This is a genomic window from Erwinia sp. AC075, assembly GCF_979253995.1.
Window position 1 is genome coordinate 3,538,125 of the sequence record NZ_CEEDEU010000001.1, and the last position, 15,293, is coordinate 3,553,417.

The window sequence follows — 15,293 nt, forward strand, 5'->3', positions numbered from 1 at the left end:
TTAAAACAGGTCGTTCAACATCACGCCCACACCCACGCGCGTCTGGCGGTGATTGTAGTCAATCAGTGATTCACCATAGCCGCTGAACACCTGAGTGTAGAAGCGAACGTGATTGGTCATCGGGTAGCTCCAGCCCATTTCCGCGCCGCCATAACCGCTGTTCCAGTTATAGTTGCTCTTCACGCTGAAAATGCTCTCGCCCCACTGATAGCCAACGGTCAGGCGATAATACCCCATGTACTTAGTGATATCCGGGTTATCATCATTATTTTCATTTTCTGGAAGGCGGTACCAGGGTTTGGCTTCGACCATCCAGTTGCCGTTCTGCGCCATCAAACGCGCATAGACACGGTTCCAGCTTCGCGACGTCGGTTCTGAGCGTCCGTTGGACTGGTGGTTCAGACCGGTTTCGATATCTCGCAGCGTCCAGCCGGCAAAGGTGTAATCCGTTGCCCATCCCACGAAGATCTGTGGCTGGTAGTCAGTTTCACGAAACGGTGAAGACGCACCGCGGTTTGAAAGCTGCCACCAGTTGCTTTGCGTATAAGACGCCGCCAGCACTGAGTTATCACCCAAAATGCCACGCCACAGCGGAAACGCCAGGCTAAGCTGGAATTTCACTTCATCATGCTTGGCTTTATTGCCCCAGTTATAGGTCTGGATCGCATCTTTATTGATGTTGCTGGTGTCGGTATACAGAACATAGTTACTTTCGTACGGGAAAAGAACGAAAGGGTTGTCATGCTTTTCCAACAGGTTAGCAATGATACTGCCAGGCACGGCGGGCTTGTCATGAACCTCAGTGACCGTGGCCTCTTGTGCCAGAACTAATGTGGGAAACAGGAAGGCTGCAACCAGCAATCCTCTCAGCATAGGCATAATGTTCTCCAGAGCGAATAAAGGGATAAGTGGATAAAAAGCACGCCATTCTACACAGAAAGCGAGTGTGGCATTAGCGCTGTTTTTGTAAAGTGGAAACCTGACCCGCCTGAGCCTAATATGGCCAGCTGCTTCCCATTAAAATGACATTGCCGCAAAGGAATTCTCATGATGTCTGCAGTCCCTCTGACTCAGGATGCCGCGCGCCGCCTGATCGGTGACATTTTTGTTTATCATATGCCGTTTAACCAGGCGCTGGGCCTGCATTTAGACCGGCTGGAACCCGATTACGCCGAGCTGAGCTTCGCCAATCAGACCCAGCTGGTGGGCAATGTGGCGCAGAAGATTTTGCACGGTGGCGTGATCGCGTCAGTGCTGGACGTGGCGGCCGGTCTGGTCTGCGTCAGCAGCGCGCTGACGCGTCAGGAGAGTATTACCGAAGAGGAGCTGCGTCAGCGATTATCGCGTATGGGCACCATCGATCTGCGGGTCGATTATCTTCGTCCGGGTCGCGGAGAGCGGTTTATTGCCACCAGCAGCCTGCTGCGGGGCGGCAATAAGGTCTCGGTCGCGCGCGTTGAACTGCATAACGACACGGGCCTGTATATTGCCAGCGCTACGGCCACCTACCTGACGGGTTAATGCGCTCATCATGCCGTCAATAGCAGTCCCTACACCCCTACATTAGACCTGATGGAGCCTGTTTTCATGGATGCGCAACACACCCGCCAGGGGATCTTTTTTGCCCTCGGCGCCTATTTTATCTGGGGTATTGCCCCAGCCTATTTCAAACTTCTGCAACAGGTCGCGCCGGGCGAAATCATGACGCACCGGGTGATTTGGTCATTCTTCTTTATGCTGTTGCTGGTCAGTCTCAGCCGGAACTGGGCCAAAGTGAAGCTGATCCTGCAGCAGCCGAAAAAGATCCTGATGCTGGCGGTCTCGGCCACGGTTATCTGTGCAAACTGGCTGATTTTTATCTGGGCGGTGAATAATCAGCATATCCTGGAAGCCAGCCTGGGATACTTTATCAATCCGCTGCTGAACGTGGTGGTGGGCATGGTATTCCTGAAAGAACGCTTTCGTCGCCTGCAGTGGCTGGCGGTGGCGCTGGCCGCCTGTGGTGTACTCATTCAGCTGTGGAAGTTTGGTTCGGTGCCGATCATTGCTATCGGGCTGGCGGTCACCTTTTCCGCCTATGGCCTGATCCGCAAAAAGATTGGCGTGGATGCCCAGACCGGCATGTTGGTCGAAACCAGCTGGCTGCTGCCGGTGGCGGCTATTTACCTGTTTGGCATTGCTGATTCCAGCACCAGCCACCTGAGCCAGAATCCACTGACGCTGAACCTGTTGCTGGTGGCCGCCGGGATCGTCACCACCATTCCGCTGATGCTGTTTACTGCCGCCTGTAGCAGGCTGCGCCTGTCGACCGTTGGCTTCTTCCAGTATCTGGGCCCGACGCTGATGTTCCTGCTGGCCGTGGTGTTTTATGGTGAGCAGATGACGCCTGATAAAGTGGTGACCTTCAGCTTTATCTGGGCCGCGCTGGCACTGTTTATTCTGGATGCGGTGTGGACGCTGAAGCGGAGCAGGCAGCCAGGTCTGGCCTGAGTGTTGAAACAAAAACCCCGCTTTCGCGGGGTTTTCGTTTTTTGCAGCCGGGATTAAAGCCAGTTTTTACGCTTGAAGTAGGCGTAAGGCGCCAGCCCTGCCAGGATCATCAGCGTAATCGCGCCTGGGTAACCAAAGCTCCATTTCAGCTCGGGCATAAACTCGAAGTTCATCCCGTAGCTGGATGCCACCAGCGTTGGCGGCAGGAACACTACCGAGACCACCGAGAAGATCTTGATGATGCGGTTCTGTTCGATATTGATAAAGCCCATCGCCGCCTGCATCAGGAAGTTAACCTTCTGGAACAGCGATTCGTTATGCGGCAGCAGCGATTCGATATCTCGCAGGATTTCACGTGCCTGCTCCAGCTGATTGCCCGGCAAACGCGCTTTACGCACCAGGAAGTTCAGCGCGCGCTGGGTATCCATCAGACACAAACGCACCTTCCAGCCGATATCTTCCAGCTCGGCCAGCGTCGACAGCGCACCATCGAATTCGTCGCCCTGCTGACCTTCCATAATCACGCGGCTGAGCTTTTCCAGATCGCTGTAGATGTTTTCGATTTCATCCGCCAGCTGTTCAATTTTGGTCTCGAACAGATCCAGCAACAGCTCGTAGGCATTCCCGTCGATCAGTGTCTGGTTACGGGCACGCATCCTGTAGAGACGAAAAGCAGGCAGTTCGCGCTCGCGCAGCGTGTACAGACGCCCTTCACGAATGGTGAAAGCCACGGTGGAGTTACCGGCGTGGTCATCCGCATCTTCATAGAAGAAAAAGGAGTGGATATGCAGGCCGTCTTCATCTTCAAAGAAACGTGCTGAGGCTTCGATGTCTTCCAATTCAGGGCGGGTGGCCAGGCTCTGGCCCAGCTCGTTCTGGACACGGTCACGCTCATTTTCTTCCGGCTCGATCAGGTCGACCCAAACGGAGCTGGACAGCTCGTCGTTCGGCTCTTCCAGCTCAAGGCGGGTTAAGCGGCTTTTATCCAGTTTAAATGCGCTCAGCATAGCTGTACTCCCAATTCACAGTATCAGAATGGGACAATACGCTTGTACACAGGAAACGAGAGCGTTTCGCTCAGCAACAGCATCTGACTCAGAGCGACGGAAATGCGAGGTCGCCAACAACCGCGAAGGCTATCAGCAGAAGAGGATAGCCTTAGGAGTTGTACCTGGATTGCAGGTCAATGAGCCAGTAGGTACTGGGTGTGTCCAAGGCGAATGTCCTCTTAGGGTAATGGTGCGCGCATGTTACGCTGTGCTGAAAATGGCGTCAACAACCGTACCAGCATAAATACGCAACAAATATTGACAAGTGTTAAGCGAGCAGGAGAGAGGATCGGGGTGACGAAAAACTCACCCCGTAAACGTGATTAAACTGCTTCAAGCTTCGCATAGGCAGCGACCAGCCATTTGATGCCCTGCCCCTGAAATGCCACCTGAAGACGGCTGTGTTCACCGCTGCCTTCCAGATTAACGATGGTACCTTCACCAAACTTGGCATGCCGCACCCGCTGGCCCAGCGCAAAGCCACTGTCATTCTGTGCCAGCGGCGTGCCCATACGCTGATGGTTAACCGGCCGGCTGACGCTGGCGCGCAGGCGAACTTCCTCGATGCACTCCACCGGCAGTTCGCCGATAAAGCGGGAAGGACGGTGATTCACCTCTTTGCCATACAGGCGGCGGGTTTCAGCGTAGGTCAGGGTGAGCTTTTGCATCGCTCGCGTCACGCCGACATACGCCAGGCGGCGTTCCTCTTCCAGCCGGCCGCCTTCTTCCAGCGACATCTGGCTGGGGAACATGCCCTCTTCCATGCCGACGATAAACACCTGAATAAATTCCAGACCTTTGGCGGCGTGCATGGTCATCAGTTGCACCGCATCCTGCCATTTGTCGGCCTGACCTTCGCCCGCCTCCAGCGCAGCATGTGACAGGAATGCCTGCAACGGCATCAGATCTTCATCTTCATCCTGATAGCTGTACTGCCGGGTGGCGTTGACCAGCTCCTCAAGGTTTTCAATACGCGCCTGGCCCTTCTCGCCCTTCTCCTGGTCGTACATCAACCACAGGCCGGAATCCTTGATCACCCGGTCAGTCTGCACGTGCAGTGGCATTTCACTGGTTTCCTGCGCCAGCGAATCCACCAGCTCGGTGAAGCGCTGCAGAGCAGAAGCGGCGCGACCCGCCAGCGCTTTTTCCTGCAACAGCGCGCGGGTACTCTGCCACAAGGTCAGCTGACGTTCGCGGGCGGTCTGACGCACAACGTCCAGCGTACGATCGCCGATGCCGCGGGTTGGCGTGTTCACCACACGTTCAAATGCCGCATCGTCGTTACGGTTGGAGATCATTCGCAGATACGCCAGCGCATCTTTGATTTCCTGACGTTCGAAGAAGCGCTGACCGCCATAAATGCGGTAAGGCATGCTGGTTTGCAGCAAGGCCTCTTCCAGCACGCGCGACTGGGCATTACTGCGATACAGGATGGCGCAGTCTTTCAGCGCCCCGCCGTTTTCCATCCACACCTTAATGCGGTTGACCACAAAGCGGGCTTCATCCAGCTCGTTAAAGGCGCAGTAAATCGAAATCGGTTCGCCATCTTTGCCATCGGTCCACAGCTCTTTACCCAGACGGCCATTGTTATTGGCGATCAGAGTGTTAGCGGCTTTAAGGATGTTATTGGTCGAGCGATAGTTCTGCTCAAGACGAACCGTTTCGGCCCCTTTGAAGTCGGTCAGGAAACGCTGAATGTTTTCGACCTGCGCACCACGCCAGCCATAAATGGACTGATCGTCATCGCCAACAATGATCACCTTGCCGGTGTCACCTGCCAGCATGCGGATCCAGGCGTACTGAATGTTGTTGGTATCCTGGAACTCATCCACCAGCACGTTGGTAAAACGCTCGCGATAGTGGTTGAGGATATGCGGTTTGTTGAGCCACAGCTCGTGAGCACGCAGCAGCAGTTCGGCAAAATCCACCAGCCCGGCGCGATCGCAGGCTTCCTGATAGGCCTGGTAAATGCGTAACCAGGTTTGCTCAACCGGATTGCCGTAGCTTTCGATATGTTTCGGGCGCAGCCCTTCGTCTTTCTTGCCGTTGATGTACCACATCGCCTGACGCGCGGGCCACTGCTTGTCATCCAGATTCATCGCTTTGATCAGGCGCTTCAACAACCTCAGCTGATCTTCACTGTCCAGAATCTGAAAATCCTGTGGCAGATTGGCGTCCAGGTGGTGCGCACGCAGCAAACGGTGCGCCAGGCCATGGAAAGTCCCAATCCACATTCCGCCCTGACTGGTGCCGATCAGCTGCTCTATGCGATGACGCATCTCTGCCGCCGCTTTGTTGGTGAAGGTCACCGCCATAATCGAATAAGGTGAGCAGTTTTCAACGGCCATCAGCCAGGCAATACGATGAACCAGCACGCGTGTCTTGCCGCTGCCAGCACCAGCCAGCACCAGCAAGTTGCTGCGCGGCGCGGCAACGGCGTCGCGTTGTTTGTCATTCAAGCTGTCTAGCAGGTCAGAAACGTCCATAGGCACCGTCAGGAAAGGGGGAGCGCCACGCGCTCCACTGGATATTTAACCAGTCTATTATATCAGCGCAGTCAGCGATGCCAACTGCGAAATTTCCAGCGTGGGAAGCAGGCGGGAATCTGCGATATGCATCAGGTTGCCTTTGCGCAGATTGATCCAGCAGGCCTGCATACCGCAACGCACTGAACCCGCAACGTCAGTCGTCAGGTCATCGCCCACATGCAGAATACTCTGTAGCGGCAGATTCAGCTTCTCAGCCGCAACGTGATACATATCGTCATACGGCTTGGCGCGGCCATCCGGACCGGCACGCAGGATAAACTGGAAGTACTTGTCCAGACCAAACAGGTGCGGCTCAGCGTTACCGTTGGTGATCGCCACCAGCGGGATCTGTTTTGCCAGCGTGGCCAGCGTCTGATGGGTCTCTTCCGGCACGTCGATCTTGCTGCGCCAGTGAGCGAAGTGCGCCATCGCTGCGCGTGAACCTTCTTCGGATTCGCGCGGCGTCAGGCCGGCATTCAGCATCGCCAGTTCCACCGCGCGGCGTCGCCACTCGCTGACATCGTGATAAATGTCTGGCTCCTGCTCGCGCAGGCTGTCGCGCAGCTGCTGATATTGCTCAACGCTGAAATGGTTTAAGGCCGGATGATAAGACTGCAGGAAAGCGTGCGACTCTTCAGTGGTACGCATGATCACCGGATAGTTGTCGTACAGCGTGTCATCCAGATCAAAGGTCATCGCGGCAATCGGTCGCAGCGGTCGGTAAAAGTGCATCAGGATTTTCCTCGTTTGGCACGGGGATGGGCGGCATCGTAAACCGACGCCAGGTGTTGGAAGTCGAGATGGGTATAAATCTGGGTGGTGCTGAGGTTGGCATGACCCAGTAACTCCTGCACCGCGCGCAAATCGCCGCTGGACTCCAGCATATGGGTGGCAAAAGAGTGGCGCAATTTATGCGGGTGAATATGGCTGGAAACGCCCTGCTTCACGCCCCACTCGGCGAAGCGCTTTTGCACGTTGCGGGCGGACATGCGTTTACCGTACTTCGACAGGAAAACCGCCTGGTCTTCGTGGGCAAACAGTTCGCGCATTTCCAGCCAGTGTTCCATCCATTGCACGGCGGTGCGGCCAATCGGCAAGCGTCGCTCCTTGCTGCCTTTACCCACCACCCACACTTCACCCGAAGCTAAGTCCAGATGGCCGGTATTGATGCCCACCAGCTCTGACAGACGCAATCCGGCACCGTACATAATTTCGAGCATGGCGCGGTCGCGCACCGCCAGCGGATCGTTCAGGTCGATATCCAGCAGCTGGCTGACTTCATCCACATCGATATTCTTCGGCAGATGGCGCGGCGCGCGCGGCGTGGCTACGCCTTTTGCCGGATTGGCTTTCAGCACGCCCTGGCTGATTTGCCAGTCGAGGAAGCTGCGGAGTGCGGACAGACGTAAGGCCAGGCTGGCCGGTTTCAGGCCGCCGCGACGGCTGCGGGCCGCCAGCGAACGCACCTGCGCCGCATCCAGCTTGTCCCAGGCCGTTAGCTTCATCTCGGTGAGCAAGGCAAGGCAGGCGGCAAGCTGGCGTTGGTAATTGCTTTGAGTCAGCGGACTGAGCTGGCGCTCTACCTTCAGGTAGCGCAGGAATCCCTCTACGGCGGGTTGTAGAGGCGAGTCACTGCTCATGCGCGTTCGACCCAGCGCGTCAGCAGATCGGGCAGCATCAGAGAGAGGTGCTGTAACAGCACGGTTCCCATGCCTGACTGATAATGCTGCGTGTCACGGCTGCTGAAAATCAGCACGCCCAGATCGCCCTGTTCGCCCATCAGCGACATCGCCACCGAACCAATCGCTTTGGCCTGAGGCAGCAACAGCAACAGCTCAGGGCCATTCAGGCTGCCCAGGTAATGCTGCTGTTTACCCAGCCGCTGGATGCGGACGGATTCAAAAGCGTGTCGGGAAAGCGCGAGCTGAGTGAAGTCAGAAGGCGCGCCAATCCGCCATTTCTCGCTGAACAGGCGGACGTTAGCGCCTGCCAGCCCCAGCTCTCTGGCCCAGCGATGCAGGCGATTAAGCATATCGTGCAGGCTGTCTGCGGCCGCAAGGCGGGCCTGCAGGGATAACAGGCGGTCAAACAGCTGCTGATTCGCGCTGGCCTGCTCCATCAGCAGGGTGATCTCTTCTTCTAACTGGGTGATATGGTTGCGCTGGCGAGCCAGCTGCCACTCCACCAGCGAGACCGTACCGCGCACCGGATGGGGCACCAGCATCTGCTCAACCTGACGGGCATTACGGATAAAGAAGTCCGGATTTTGCAGCAGGAACTCGCTGACCGCTCGATCGTCCAGCAGCAATTCGCTGGTCGCCTGTTGTTCTCCGACATTTTTCATAAATGAATAAATCCGTCATAAACGTGAGTGGCTGGACCGGTCATATACAGCGGATGTCCCGGGCCTTTCCAGGCAATGTTTAAGCTGCCGCCAGGCAGATCGACGCGTACTTTTTCAGCCAGCAGCGCCTGCTGAATGCCGACGGCAACCGCCGCACAGGCTCCGCTACCGCAGGCCTGAGTTTCACCCGCGCCACGCTCATACACGCGCAGGCGGATGTGTTCACGGCTGACCACTTCCATAAAGCCGACGTTAACGCGCTCAGGGAAGCGATCGTGACTTTCCAGCACCGGACCCAGGCTTTCGACAGCGGCGGTTTTCACGCTGTCCACTTGCAGCACACAGTGAGGATTACCCATCGACACCACGCCACACATGATGGTTTGCTCAGCAACGCGCATCAGGTAGAGGTTTTCGGCTTTATTGGCGCGGAACGGCACCTGTTGCGGATCGAAGTTGGGTTCACCCATGTTGACGCAAACCAGCTCATCCTGCGTGACGCTAAGCACCATACGCCCGGTTTGCGTGCTGACGCGAATATCATTCTTGTTGGTCAGCCCTTTCAACCGCACGAAGCGGGCAAAACAGCGCGCGCCATTGCCGCACTGGGCAACTTCACTGCCATCAGCATTGAAAATACGGTAATGGAAGTCGAGATCGGGATCGTACGGTGGCTCGACGATCAGCAGCTGATCGAAACCGATCCCCAGATGACGATCCGCCAGACGCCGGATCAATTCTGGAGAAAAATAGACGTTTTGCGTCACGGCATCGACCACCATAAAGTCATTGCCCAGACCGTGCATTTTGGAGAACTGCATTTTTGGCTCCAACGAGTGCGTCATAGTTTACTGAGCCGTTTGCGTTTCCGGTTCGGTGGTCGAAGGCTGGCTCTGCGTTCCATTCTGAGCTGGCGTCGTGACAGCGCGCTGATCCGTGGCGGTCGCGGGTGTCTTTTTGGTGCTCTCAGTGGTTTGCTGCTTTGGCTTTTCCTGCGGCGGGAAGTACAAAGGTCCTTTCAGTCCGCACCCTGCCAGGCTGACTACAGCCAGCACCAGCGCCATCCGGCAAATCATTTTGTTCATGCTTATTCTGCTCGTTATCAGGGCCTGTTTGTTGTCTATCATCGCAGGTGAAGTGCTAAAAGCAACAGGAAAAGCTGATTCGATGTCACAGTCAGTGGCGGAAAGCATCCCGCCATGACATCAATGCATTTGATAGCGTTGGGCGTAGTCGCCGTTCGGATCGTTATCCGAGACGGTGGCGCAAAGTTGGGCCAGCGTCTGGCTGCGGAAAGGGATGACCTGGAAACGGTCGTCAACATTCACAATCTGGTAGAACTGCGGCAGATTGAAGTTGATAAAGCTCGAGCCGTAGGTGAAGCGATCGTGTGAAGAGGAGTAGAAGCGGCTCACGTCGCGCACCAGATCCTCTTTACTGCCTTCACAATGGTGATAAATCTCTACCCGGTTGGTTTCATCCAGAATGTAGATATTAAAGCCGAAATCGTCTTTGGTATCTTCGAAGAAGAACTGGATGAGCCCTTCGCTGGCGTAGCCATTTACGACAGCAGGCAGGCGCGTCTGATCGGTTTCCACCTTGATCGACAGGCCATGTAATTTGTTGTTGGAGATAGCGCCATAGAATTCGACGGCGTTTTCCAGCTTCTGCACCGACACGCTCAGCCGTTCAAAGAACAGACCCCAGGTCTGACCTGCCACACGTACCGCTTTGAAACGCCCGGGTTCCAGACGGGTGCTGGACAGGCGCAGCTCGATGCATTCCGACACCAACTGCTGAACGCGGGTACGGATTAATCCGCGCAAATGCTGGCTGTAGCAGAACACTTCCACTGAGTCTGGCGGCGCAGCATCCTGGTGCATTTTGCCAAGGATGGTTTTCAATCCTTCGATCATCGCCTGCTCGCCATTAAAGTGCAGCGTGCGCACTTCATTCCACGAGTTGCGATAAAGCAGATCGATGCTGCCAATCAGGCACTGCTGCTGCTGACCAAAGCTGAAGACGTCCAGCTTACGGAAGTCAAAATGCACCACCTGATTGCGGAAAGCGGCGGTCGGGTCATATTCGAGGTTAACGATAATGGCCAGATGGCGGATTTCACAGGGACTGTAGAGCGCTTTCGGCGTTGGTGAGGGCACCCGCAACGGGAAGTGGTGCGACACGTCAGCGACCAGCTCCTGTAATCTGGCGAGGTCACAGATTTCATTGCCTTTAATGTGCAGGCGGGTTTTGCTGGTCAGCAGGCCGTTAAACCAGGCCCAGGCCACCAGCTTATTCAGGTAACGGTTATATTCCAGCGGTTGATGGCTGATGATCGATTGCATATCCGGCGACTGATTATACAAATACCAGCCCGCGCGGTTGGCACGGCCATGCGGCACATGAATAAAGGTCAGATGCGATTCAGAAAGATCCGGCGAAATTTGCGGGTTCACCAGCGTCACTTTGCCCGGCAGCGCTTCAAAAGCCGCGTACAGTTTACGGGTCAACACCCCGATATCCTGCGGGCTGGCGCTAACGCTCAGGTTGTTACGACGGGCGAAGCGGATCAGGTTGCGATAACTCTGCATCATCGCATCCAGCAGTTCGTTGTGGGCTTCACGCACCCGTTCAATTTTCCAGTCGGCGCGGCTGTCCAGCATCGTGATGCGATCCGCATCCCAACCCCATTCCGTCACCAGCTGATTAAGAATTTCGCGCCGCCAGCCAGACTTGCCGTGATCAACCGACAGCTTTTCGCAGACTTTCAGATAGAAGCAGCGGCGAACCAGATCCAGACGGGCATGATCGTCAATGCTGGTGAGGTAATACGTCACTCTTTCCAGCATCATGCAGTAAGGGTCGAGGCCGTAAGAAACGATTTCCCCGTCATGCAGGCGCTGCTTGATGTCCATCGCCAGCAGCTGAGTACTCGGGTATTCCCACGAGTAGGCTTCCAGCAACAGGGTTTTCAACACCGCTTTGTACGGAGAATCGATACTTTTATACAGCTGCCACAGGCTGGCACCGAAATACTCTTCGGCAGACAGCGTGCCCAGGCCGCCCAAATCAAGCCACTCGTTCGGGGTTAACACGCCCTTTTGATAGAGTGACATGACGTAATCGTCGTAATGCTCTTCCTCTTCTCCCGGCACCATATTCCACAGAATACGCTTACCCGCCAGCCGCACTGCGGTGCGGTAAAACTCATCCAGCAGCAGGATATGCTGCGTGGAGCCGCAATCTTCCCCGCCGAGGCTGCCGCTCTCGTTATGGCGGAAACGGTTTTCATCAATCAGGAAGAAGCTGACTTCAACGCCCATCGACGCACACCATTTCTGCAGGCGGGTACATTTCTTTTGCAGCGCCAGGCGCTCTTCATTATCCAGCCATGACTGGTGGCAGACCCAGATATCGAGGTCGGAGGTGAGGTTTTGACCAACAGAAGAGGTACTGCCCATCGAATACACGCCGGTAATTGGCAGTTCGCCGCGGGGCGGAATGGCAGCGAATGATCCAGATTTACCTTCTAAATCATTGAGATAATCAATTTGGCTTTCATCAGGCGTGTAAAAGCTGATGCCATGTGGAACGTTACCTTCGAGGTAACCCGGCATCAGCGGATGATGATAATGTAATAAGGTTGGCAGCAGACTGTAGACCTGTTGGAACGAAGGTCCCATAGCAGCCAGCGCGCGATCTACGCGCAGCTGGTTGATAGCATCCAGTCTCTGTTTCAGTGTCTCTATGTAGAGGTACAAGACGTCTCGCCTGATTATCCCAGTGCTTACAAAAACCCTGTTTCCGAAATCCGCCGCTTGATTTAAAAATAGTCGGGCAAATTATTGCTGGAAACGTGATCAATCTAACACCTGGCAGATTGACCGTAAAGAAAGTTGCGCTACACAACAGTTTAGCACGTTTTACGTTCTGCCTGGTTTTAGATGCCGTGATCCGTCCGCTGGTGGCCGTTTGACAGCGTGGAAACTGACAGCATTCCCGTATCAATGATAGGATAATCAATGAGCGATCAAAACGGTAAGAAGCATGTTAGACAAAATTTTAAGAATTGCCACCAGGCAAAGTCCGCTTGCACTTTGGCAGGCACATTATGTTCAGCAGCGTCTGATGGCTTGCCATCCGGGGCTTCGGGTCGAACTCGTCCCGATGGTGACCAAGGGTGATGTGATCCTCGACACGCCGCTGGCTAAGGTCGGCGGCAAGGGATTATTTGTCAAAGAACTGGAGCAGGCGATGCTCGAAGACCGCGCAGATATTGCCGTTCATTCGATGAAAGATGTGCCAATCGCCTTCCCGGAAGGGCTGGGACTGGTCACAATCTGCGAGCGTGAAGATCCGCTCGACGCCTTCGTTTCTAATCAATACGACTCGGTTGATGCCCTGCCGCAGGGCGCGGTCGTGGGAACATCGAGCCTGCGTCGTCAATGTCAGCTCAGCGCCCGTCGACCAGATTTGATCATCCGATCGCTGCGTGGCAACGTCGGCACGCGTCTGGGCAAGCTCGATGCAGGTGAGTATGACGCGATCATTCTTGCCGTAGCCGGACTGAAACGCCTGGGCCTTGGCGATCGCATCCGCTATGCCATGCCGGCGGAAGAATCCTTGCCGGCCGTTGGTCAGGGCGCGGTTGGCATTGAATGCCGTCTGGATGATGCGCAGGCTATCGCGCTGCTGTCAGCCTTAAATGATGACGACACCGCCGTCCGTGTGAAAGCGGAGCGGGCAATGAACACCCGTCTGGAAGGTGGCTGCCAGGTGCCAATCGGTAGCTTTGCGCTGCTGCAGGGTGATGAACTCTGGCTGCGTGGGCTGGTCGGTTCCCCAGACGGCACCGCGATGATCCGTGGCGAACGCCGTGGGCCAAGGGCCGATGCGGAAAAAATGGGCATCTCGCTGGCCGAAGAGCTGCTGAATAATGGCGCTCGCGAGATCCTTGCCGAGGTTTACCAGGGAAATCCTCCCGCATGACCATCCTGGTCACCCGTCCATCACCGGCCGCCGACGAGCTGGTAAGCCGTTTACGCACGCAAGGACGGGCGGCTTGGGCGATGCCGCTAATTGAATTCACGCCTGGCGTTGATCTCGACAGCCTGCCTGGTCACCTCGCCACCCTGCGGCCGGATGACCTGGTTTTTATTCTGTCGCAGCAGGCCATTCATTATGCGCAGCCTGCTCTTATGCGCTCGAAGGCATCATGGCCCGCCAGCTTGAACTATTATGCTATTGGCCGGACAACGGCTTTGGCCCTGCATGCGGCAAGCGGACTGGATGTTGTCTGGCCGCACGAGCGTGAAACCAGCGAAATATTGATTCAGCTCCCGGCCTTGCAGCAGGTTGCGGGCAAGCGCGCGCTGATCCTCAGGGGCAACGGCGGGCGTGAACTGCTGGCAGAGACCTTGCAAGCGCGCGGCGCTACTGTACAGTTTGTTGAATGCTATCAACGTTGTGCGAAGATTTACCAGGGTGCAATAGAAGGTCGGCGCTGGCGCGATCGTCAGATTGATACGCTGGTGGTGACCAGTGGCGAAATGCTGCAACAGCTTTATTCGCTGTTCCCCGAGATTGATCGTGAGGAATGGCTTCTGCACTGTCGACTGGTTGTCGTCAGTGATCGTTTGGCTACTCGCGCCAGGGAACTGGGCTGGCGAGAGATACGGGTAGCCGATGGTGCCGATAACGACGCGTTGCTGCGAGCGTTACAACAAACTTAAATATGGGATGTGCCACAATGACGGAACAAAAAAATTCCTCCGCCATGGTTGAAGAAACCACCCCAGCGGGTGAGACCACTACAGCAGAACAAAAACCACCCCGCAAGCCGAAGAATACCGGCACGGCGTTGGGCGTTCTGGCTATAGCGATCGCGCTGGCGATAGGCGTTGGACTTTATATAAATGGTAAACACCAGGCTCAACAGCAGGCTGCGGCTAATCAGACGCTGGCTAATCAACTCTCTGACCTGCAGCAGCAGGCCGCCAGCGACAAGCAGACGCTGGTGCAGCAACTGGCGACGCAGAGCAGCGCGTTAGACACTGCCCATCAACAGCAAACGGCGATGAGCCAACAGCTGGATGAGCTGAAACAGAAAGTCGCGACCATTTCCGGCAATGATGCGCATACCTGGCTGCTGGCTCAGGCCGACTATCTGGTGAAACTGGCGGGCCGTAAGTTGTGGAGCGATCAGGATGTCACCACCGCGGCTGCACTGCTTAAAAGCGCCGATCAGAGTCTGGCCGATATGAACGACCCGAGCCTGATTGATGTGCGTCGCGCCTTGACCCAGGACATCAGCACGCTTTCTGCCGTTAGCCAGGTGGATTACGATGGCGTCATCCTCAAACTGAATCAGCTTTCCAATGGCGTTGATAACCTGCGCCTGGCCGACAATGACTCCGACGGCAGCCCAATGGATCAGGACAGCGGCGAGCTCTCTTCTTCCCTGCGCGAGTGGCGTCAGAATCTGGTGAAAAGCTGGCACAACTTTATGGATGATTTCATCACCATCCGTCGTCGCGATACCACTGCCGAACCACTGCTGGCCCCGAATCAGGATGTCTATCTGCGTGAAAACATCCGTTCACGCCTGCTGATTGCGGCGCAGGCCGTGCCACGTCATCAGGATCAAATCTATAAGCAGTCCATCGACACGGTGTCGACCTGGGTTCGCGCCTGGTTTGATACTCACGATCCGGCCACGAAGGCGTTTCTCAGCCAGCTGGACGACCTGAGCCAGCAAAGCGTCTCAATGGACGTTCCGGATGCACTGCAAAGCCAGCCGATGCTGGATAAACTGATGCAAACGCGCGTGCGCAACCTGCTGGCACAGCCAAGTGCCGGGCAACAGCAGCAGGGAGAATAAGC

At 55.9% G+C, this 15,293-nt stretch carries 15 protein-coding genes; 5 read left to right on the forward strand and 10 right to left on the reverse strand.

Annotated features, from left to right (window positions below; all coding sequences use genetic code 11):
* The gene (gene pldA, locus AC0IXH_RS16635) at positions 1-879 is read right to left on the reverse strand and encodes a phospholipase A (RefSeq protein ID WP_041691856.1); all 879 of its coding nucleotides are present in this window, start codon (positions 877-879) and stop codon (positions 1-3) included.
* A gap of 171 nt (positions 880-1,050) precedes the next feature.
* On the opposite strand from pldA, the gene AC0IXH_RS16640 reads away from it, so the two are divergent.
* On the forward strand, positions 1,051-1,521 hold the full coding sequence (locus AC0IXH_RS16640) for a thioesterase family protein (RefSeq protein WP_041692183.1): 471 nt from the start codon (positions 1,051-1,053) through the stop codon (positions 1,519-1,521).
* A gap of 66 nt (positions 1,522-1,587) precedes the next feature.
* A complete protein-coding gene (gene rarD, locus AC0IXH_RS16645) occupies positions 1,588-2,490 on the forward strand; it encodes an EamA family transporter RarD (RefSeq protein WP_134823189.1) in 903 nt (300 codons plus the stop codon).
* Positions 2,491-2,543: 53 nt separating this feature from the next.
* On the opposite strand, the gene corA is transcribed toward rarD, so the two are convergent.
* From corA to AC0IXH_RS16690, 9 genes are all read right to left on the reverse strand, one after another.
* Positions 2,544-3,497, reverse strand: coding sequence for a magnesium/cobalt transporter CorA (corA, locus tag AC0IXH_RS16650; RefSeq protein ID WP_013200255.1), 954 nt, complete (start codon positions 3,495-3,497; stop codon positions 2,544-2,546).
* Positions 3,498-3,648: 151 nt separating this feature from the next.
* The gene (gene ysgD / locus AC0IXH_RS16655; RefSeq protein WP_371732180.1) at positions 3,649-3,705 is read right to left on the reverse strand and encodes a YsgD/CorL family protein; all 57 of its coding nucleotides are present in this window, start codon (positions 3,703-3,705) and stop codon (positions 3,649-3,651) included.
* Positions 3,706-3,862: 157 nt separating this feature from the next.
* Positions 3,863-6,025: a DNA helicase II gene (gene uvrD / locus AC0IXH_RS16660; protein WP_013200254.1), complete on the reverse strand. Its 2,163-nt coding sequence runs from the start codon at positions 6,023-6,025 to the stop codon at positions 3,863-3,865.
* A gap of 57 nt (positions 6,026-6,082) precedes the next feature.
* A complete protein-coding gene (gene yigB, locus AC0IXH_RS16665) occupies positions 6,083-6,799 on the reverse strand; it encodes a 5-amino-6-(5-phospho-D-ribitylamino)uracil phosphatase YigB (protein WP_013200253.1) in 717 nt (238 codons plus the stop codon).
* Complete coding sequence (gene xerC / locus AC0IXH_RS16670) at positions 6,799-7,707, reverse strand: tyrosine recombinase XerC (protein WP_471720735.1); 909 nt, start codon at positions 7,705-7,707, stop codon at positions 6,799-6,801. The genes yigB and xerC overlap by 1 nt, the downstream gene beginning before the upstream one ends.
* Positions 7,704-8,411 carry a DUF484 domain-containing protein gene (locus AC0IXH_RS16675; RefSeq protein ID WP_013200251.1) on the reverse strand — a complete coding sequence of 236 codons (708 nt, stop codon included), beginning with the start codon at positions 8,409-8,411 and terminating at the stop codon, positions 7,704-7,706. Before AC0IXH_RS16675 ends, xerC begins: the two co-directional genes overlap by 4 nt.
* Positions 8,408-9,232 carry a diaminopimelate epimerase gene (dapF, locus tag AC0IXH_RS16680; RefSeq protein ID WP_013200250.1) on the reverse strand — a complete coding sequence of 275 codons (825 nt, stop codon included), beginning with the start codon at positions 9,230-9,232 and terminating at the stop codon, positions 8,408-8,410. The genes AC0IXH_RS16675 and dapF overlap by 4 nt, the downstream gene beginning before the upstream one ends.
* Positions 9,233-9,259: 27 nt before the next feature.
* Positions 9,260-9,496 (reverse strand): LPS translocon maturation chaperone LptM, encoded by a 237-nt coding sequence (gene lptM / locus AC0IXH_RS16685; RefSeq protein WP_041691855.1) that lies wholly within the window; start codon positions 9,494-9,496, stop codon positions 9,260-9,262.
* A gap of 120 nt (positions 9,497-9,616) precedes the next feature.
* Positions 9,617-12,172: a class I adenylate cyclase gene (locus AC0IXH_RS16690; protein ID WP_013200248.1), complete on the reverse strand. Its 2,556-nt coding sequence runs from the start codon at positions 12,170-12,172 to the stop codon at positions 9,617-9,619.
* A 286-nt stretch (positions 12,173-12,458) separates the two neighbouring features.
* On the opposite strand from AC0IXH_RS16690, the gene hemC reads away from it, so the two are divergent.
* Genes hemC through hemX form a run of 3 tightly spaced genes read left to right on the forward strand, consistent with a single transcriptional unit; the run spans position 12,459 to position 15,291 of the window.
* Positions 12,459-13,400, forward strand: a complete 942-nt coding sequence (gene hemC, locus AC0IXH_RS16695; RefSeq protein ID WP_106382073.1) for a hydroxymethylbilane synthase — start codon at positions 12,459-12,461, stop codon at positions 13,398-13,400.
* The gene (hemD, locus tag AC0IXH_RS16700) at positions 13,397-14,143 is read left to right on the forward strand and encodes a uroporphyrinogen-III synthase (RefSeq protein WP_471720736.1); all 747 of its coding nucleotides are present in this window, start codon (positions 13,397-13,399) and stop codon (positions 14,141-14,143) included. Before hemC ends, hemD begins: the two co-directional genes overlap by 4 nt.
* Before the next feature lie 17 nt (positions 14,144-14,160).
* On the forward strand, positions 14,161-15,291 hold the full coding sequence (gene hemX / locus AC0IXH_RS16705) for a uroporphyrinogen-III C-methyltransferase (RefSeq protein ID WP_338572105.1): 1,131 nt from the start codon (positions 14,161-14,163) through the stop codon (positions 15,289-15,291).
* Positions 15,292-15,293 lie beyond the last annotated feature (2 nt).

Coding starts and splice junctions, on each gene's coding strand:
- pldA (WP_041691856.1), bottom strand. CDS start 879: ATGCCTATGCTGAGAGGATTGCTGGTTGCAGCCTTCCTGTTTCCCACA.
- AC0IXH_RS16640 (WP_041692183.1), top strand. CDS start 1,051: ATGTCTGCAGTCCCTCTGACTCAGGATGCCGCGCGCCGCCTGATCGGT.
- rarD (WP_134823189.1), top strand. CDS start 1,588: ATGGATGCGCAACACACCCGCCAGGGGATCTTTTTTGCCCTCGGCGCC.
- corA (WP_013200255.1), bottom strand. CDS start 3,497: ATGCTGAGCGCATTTAAACTGGATAAAAGCCGCTTAACCCGCCTTGAG.
- uvrD (WP_013200254.1), bottom strand. CDS start 6,025: ATGGACGTTTCTGACCTGCTAGACAGCTTGAATGACAAACAACGCGAC.
- yigB (WP_013200253.1), bottom strand. CDS start 6,799: ATGCACTTTTACCGACCGCTGCGACCGATTGCCGCGATGACCTTTGAT.
- xerC (WP_471720735.1), bottom strand. CDS start 7,707: ATGAGCAGTGACTCGCCTCTACAACCCGCCGTAGAGGGATTCCTGCGC.
- AC0IXH_RS16675 (WP_013200251.1), bottom strand. CDS start 8,411: ATGAAAAATGTCGGAGAACAACAGGCGACCAGCGAATTGCTGCTGGAC.
- dapF (WP_013200250.1), bottom strand. CDS start 9,232: ATGCAGTTCTCCAAAATGCACGGTCTGGGCAATGACTTTATGGTGGTC.
- lptM (WP_041691855.1), bottom strand. CDS start 9,496: ATGAACAAAATGATTTGCCGGATGGCGCTGGTGCTGGCTGTAGTCAGC.
- hemC (WP_106382073.1), top strand. CDS start 12,459: ATGTTAGACAAAATTTTAAGAATTGCCACCAGGCAAAGTCCGCTTGCA.
- hemD (WP_471720736.1), top strand. CDS start 13,397: ATGACCATCCTGGTCACCCGTCCATCACCGGCCGCCGACGAGCTGGTA.
- hemX (WP_338572105.1), top strand. CDS start 14,161: ATGACGGAACAAAAAAATTCCTCCGCCATGGTTGAAGAAACCACCCCA.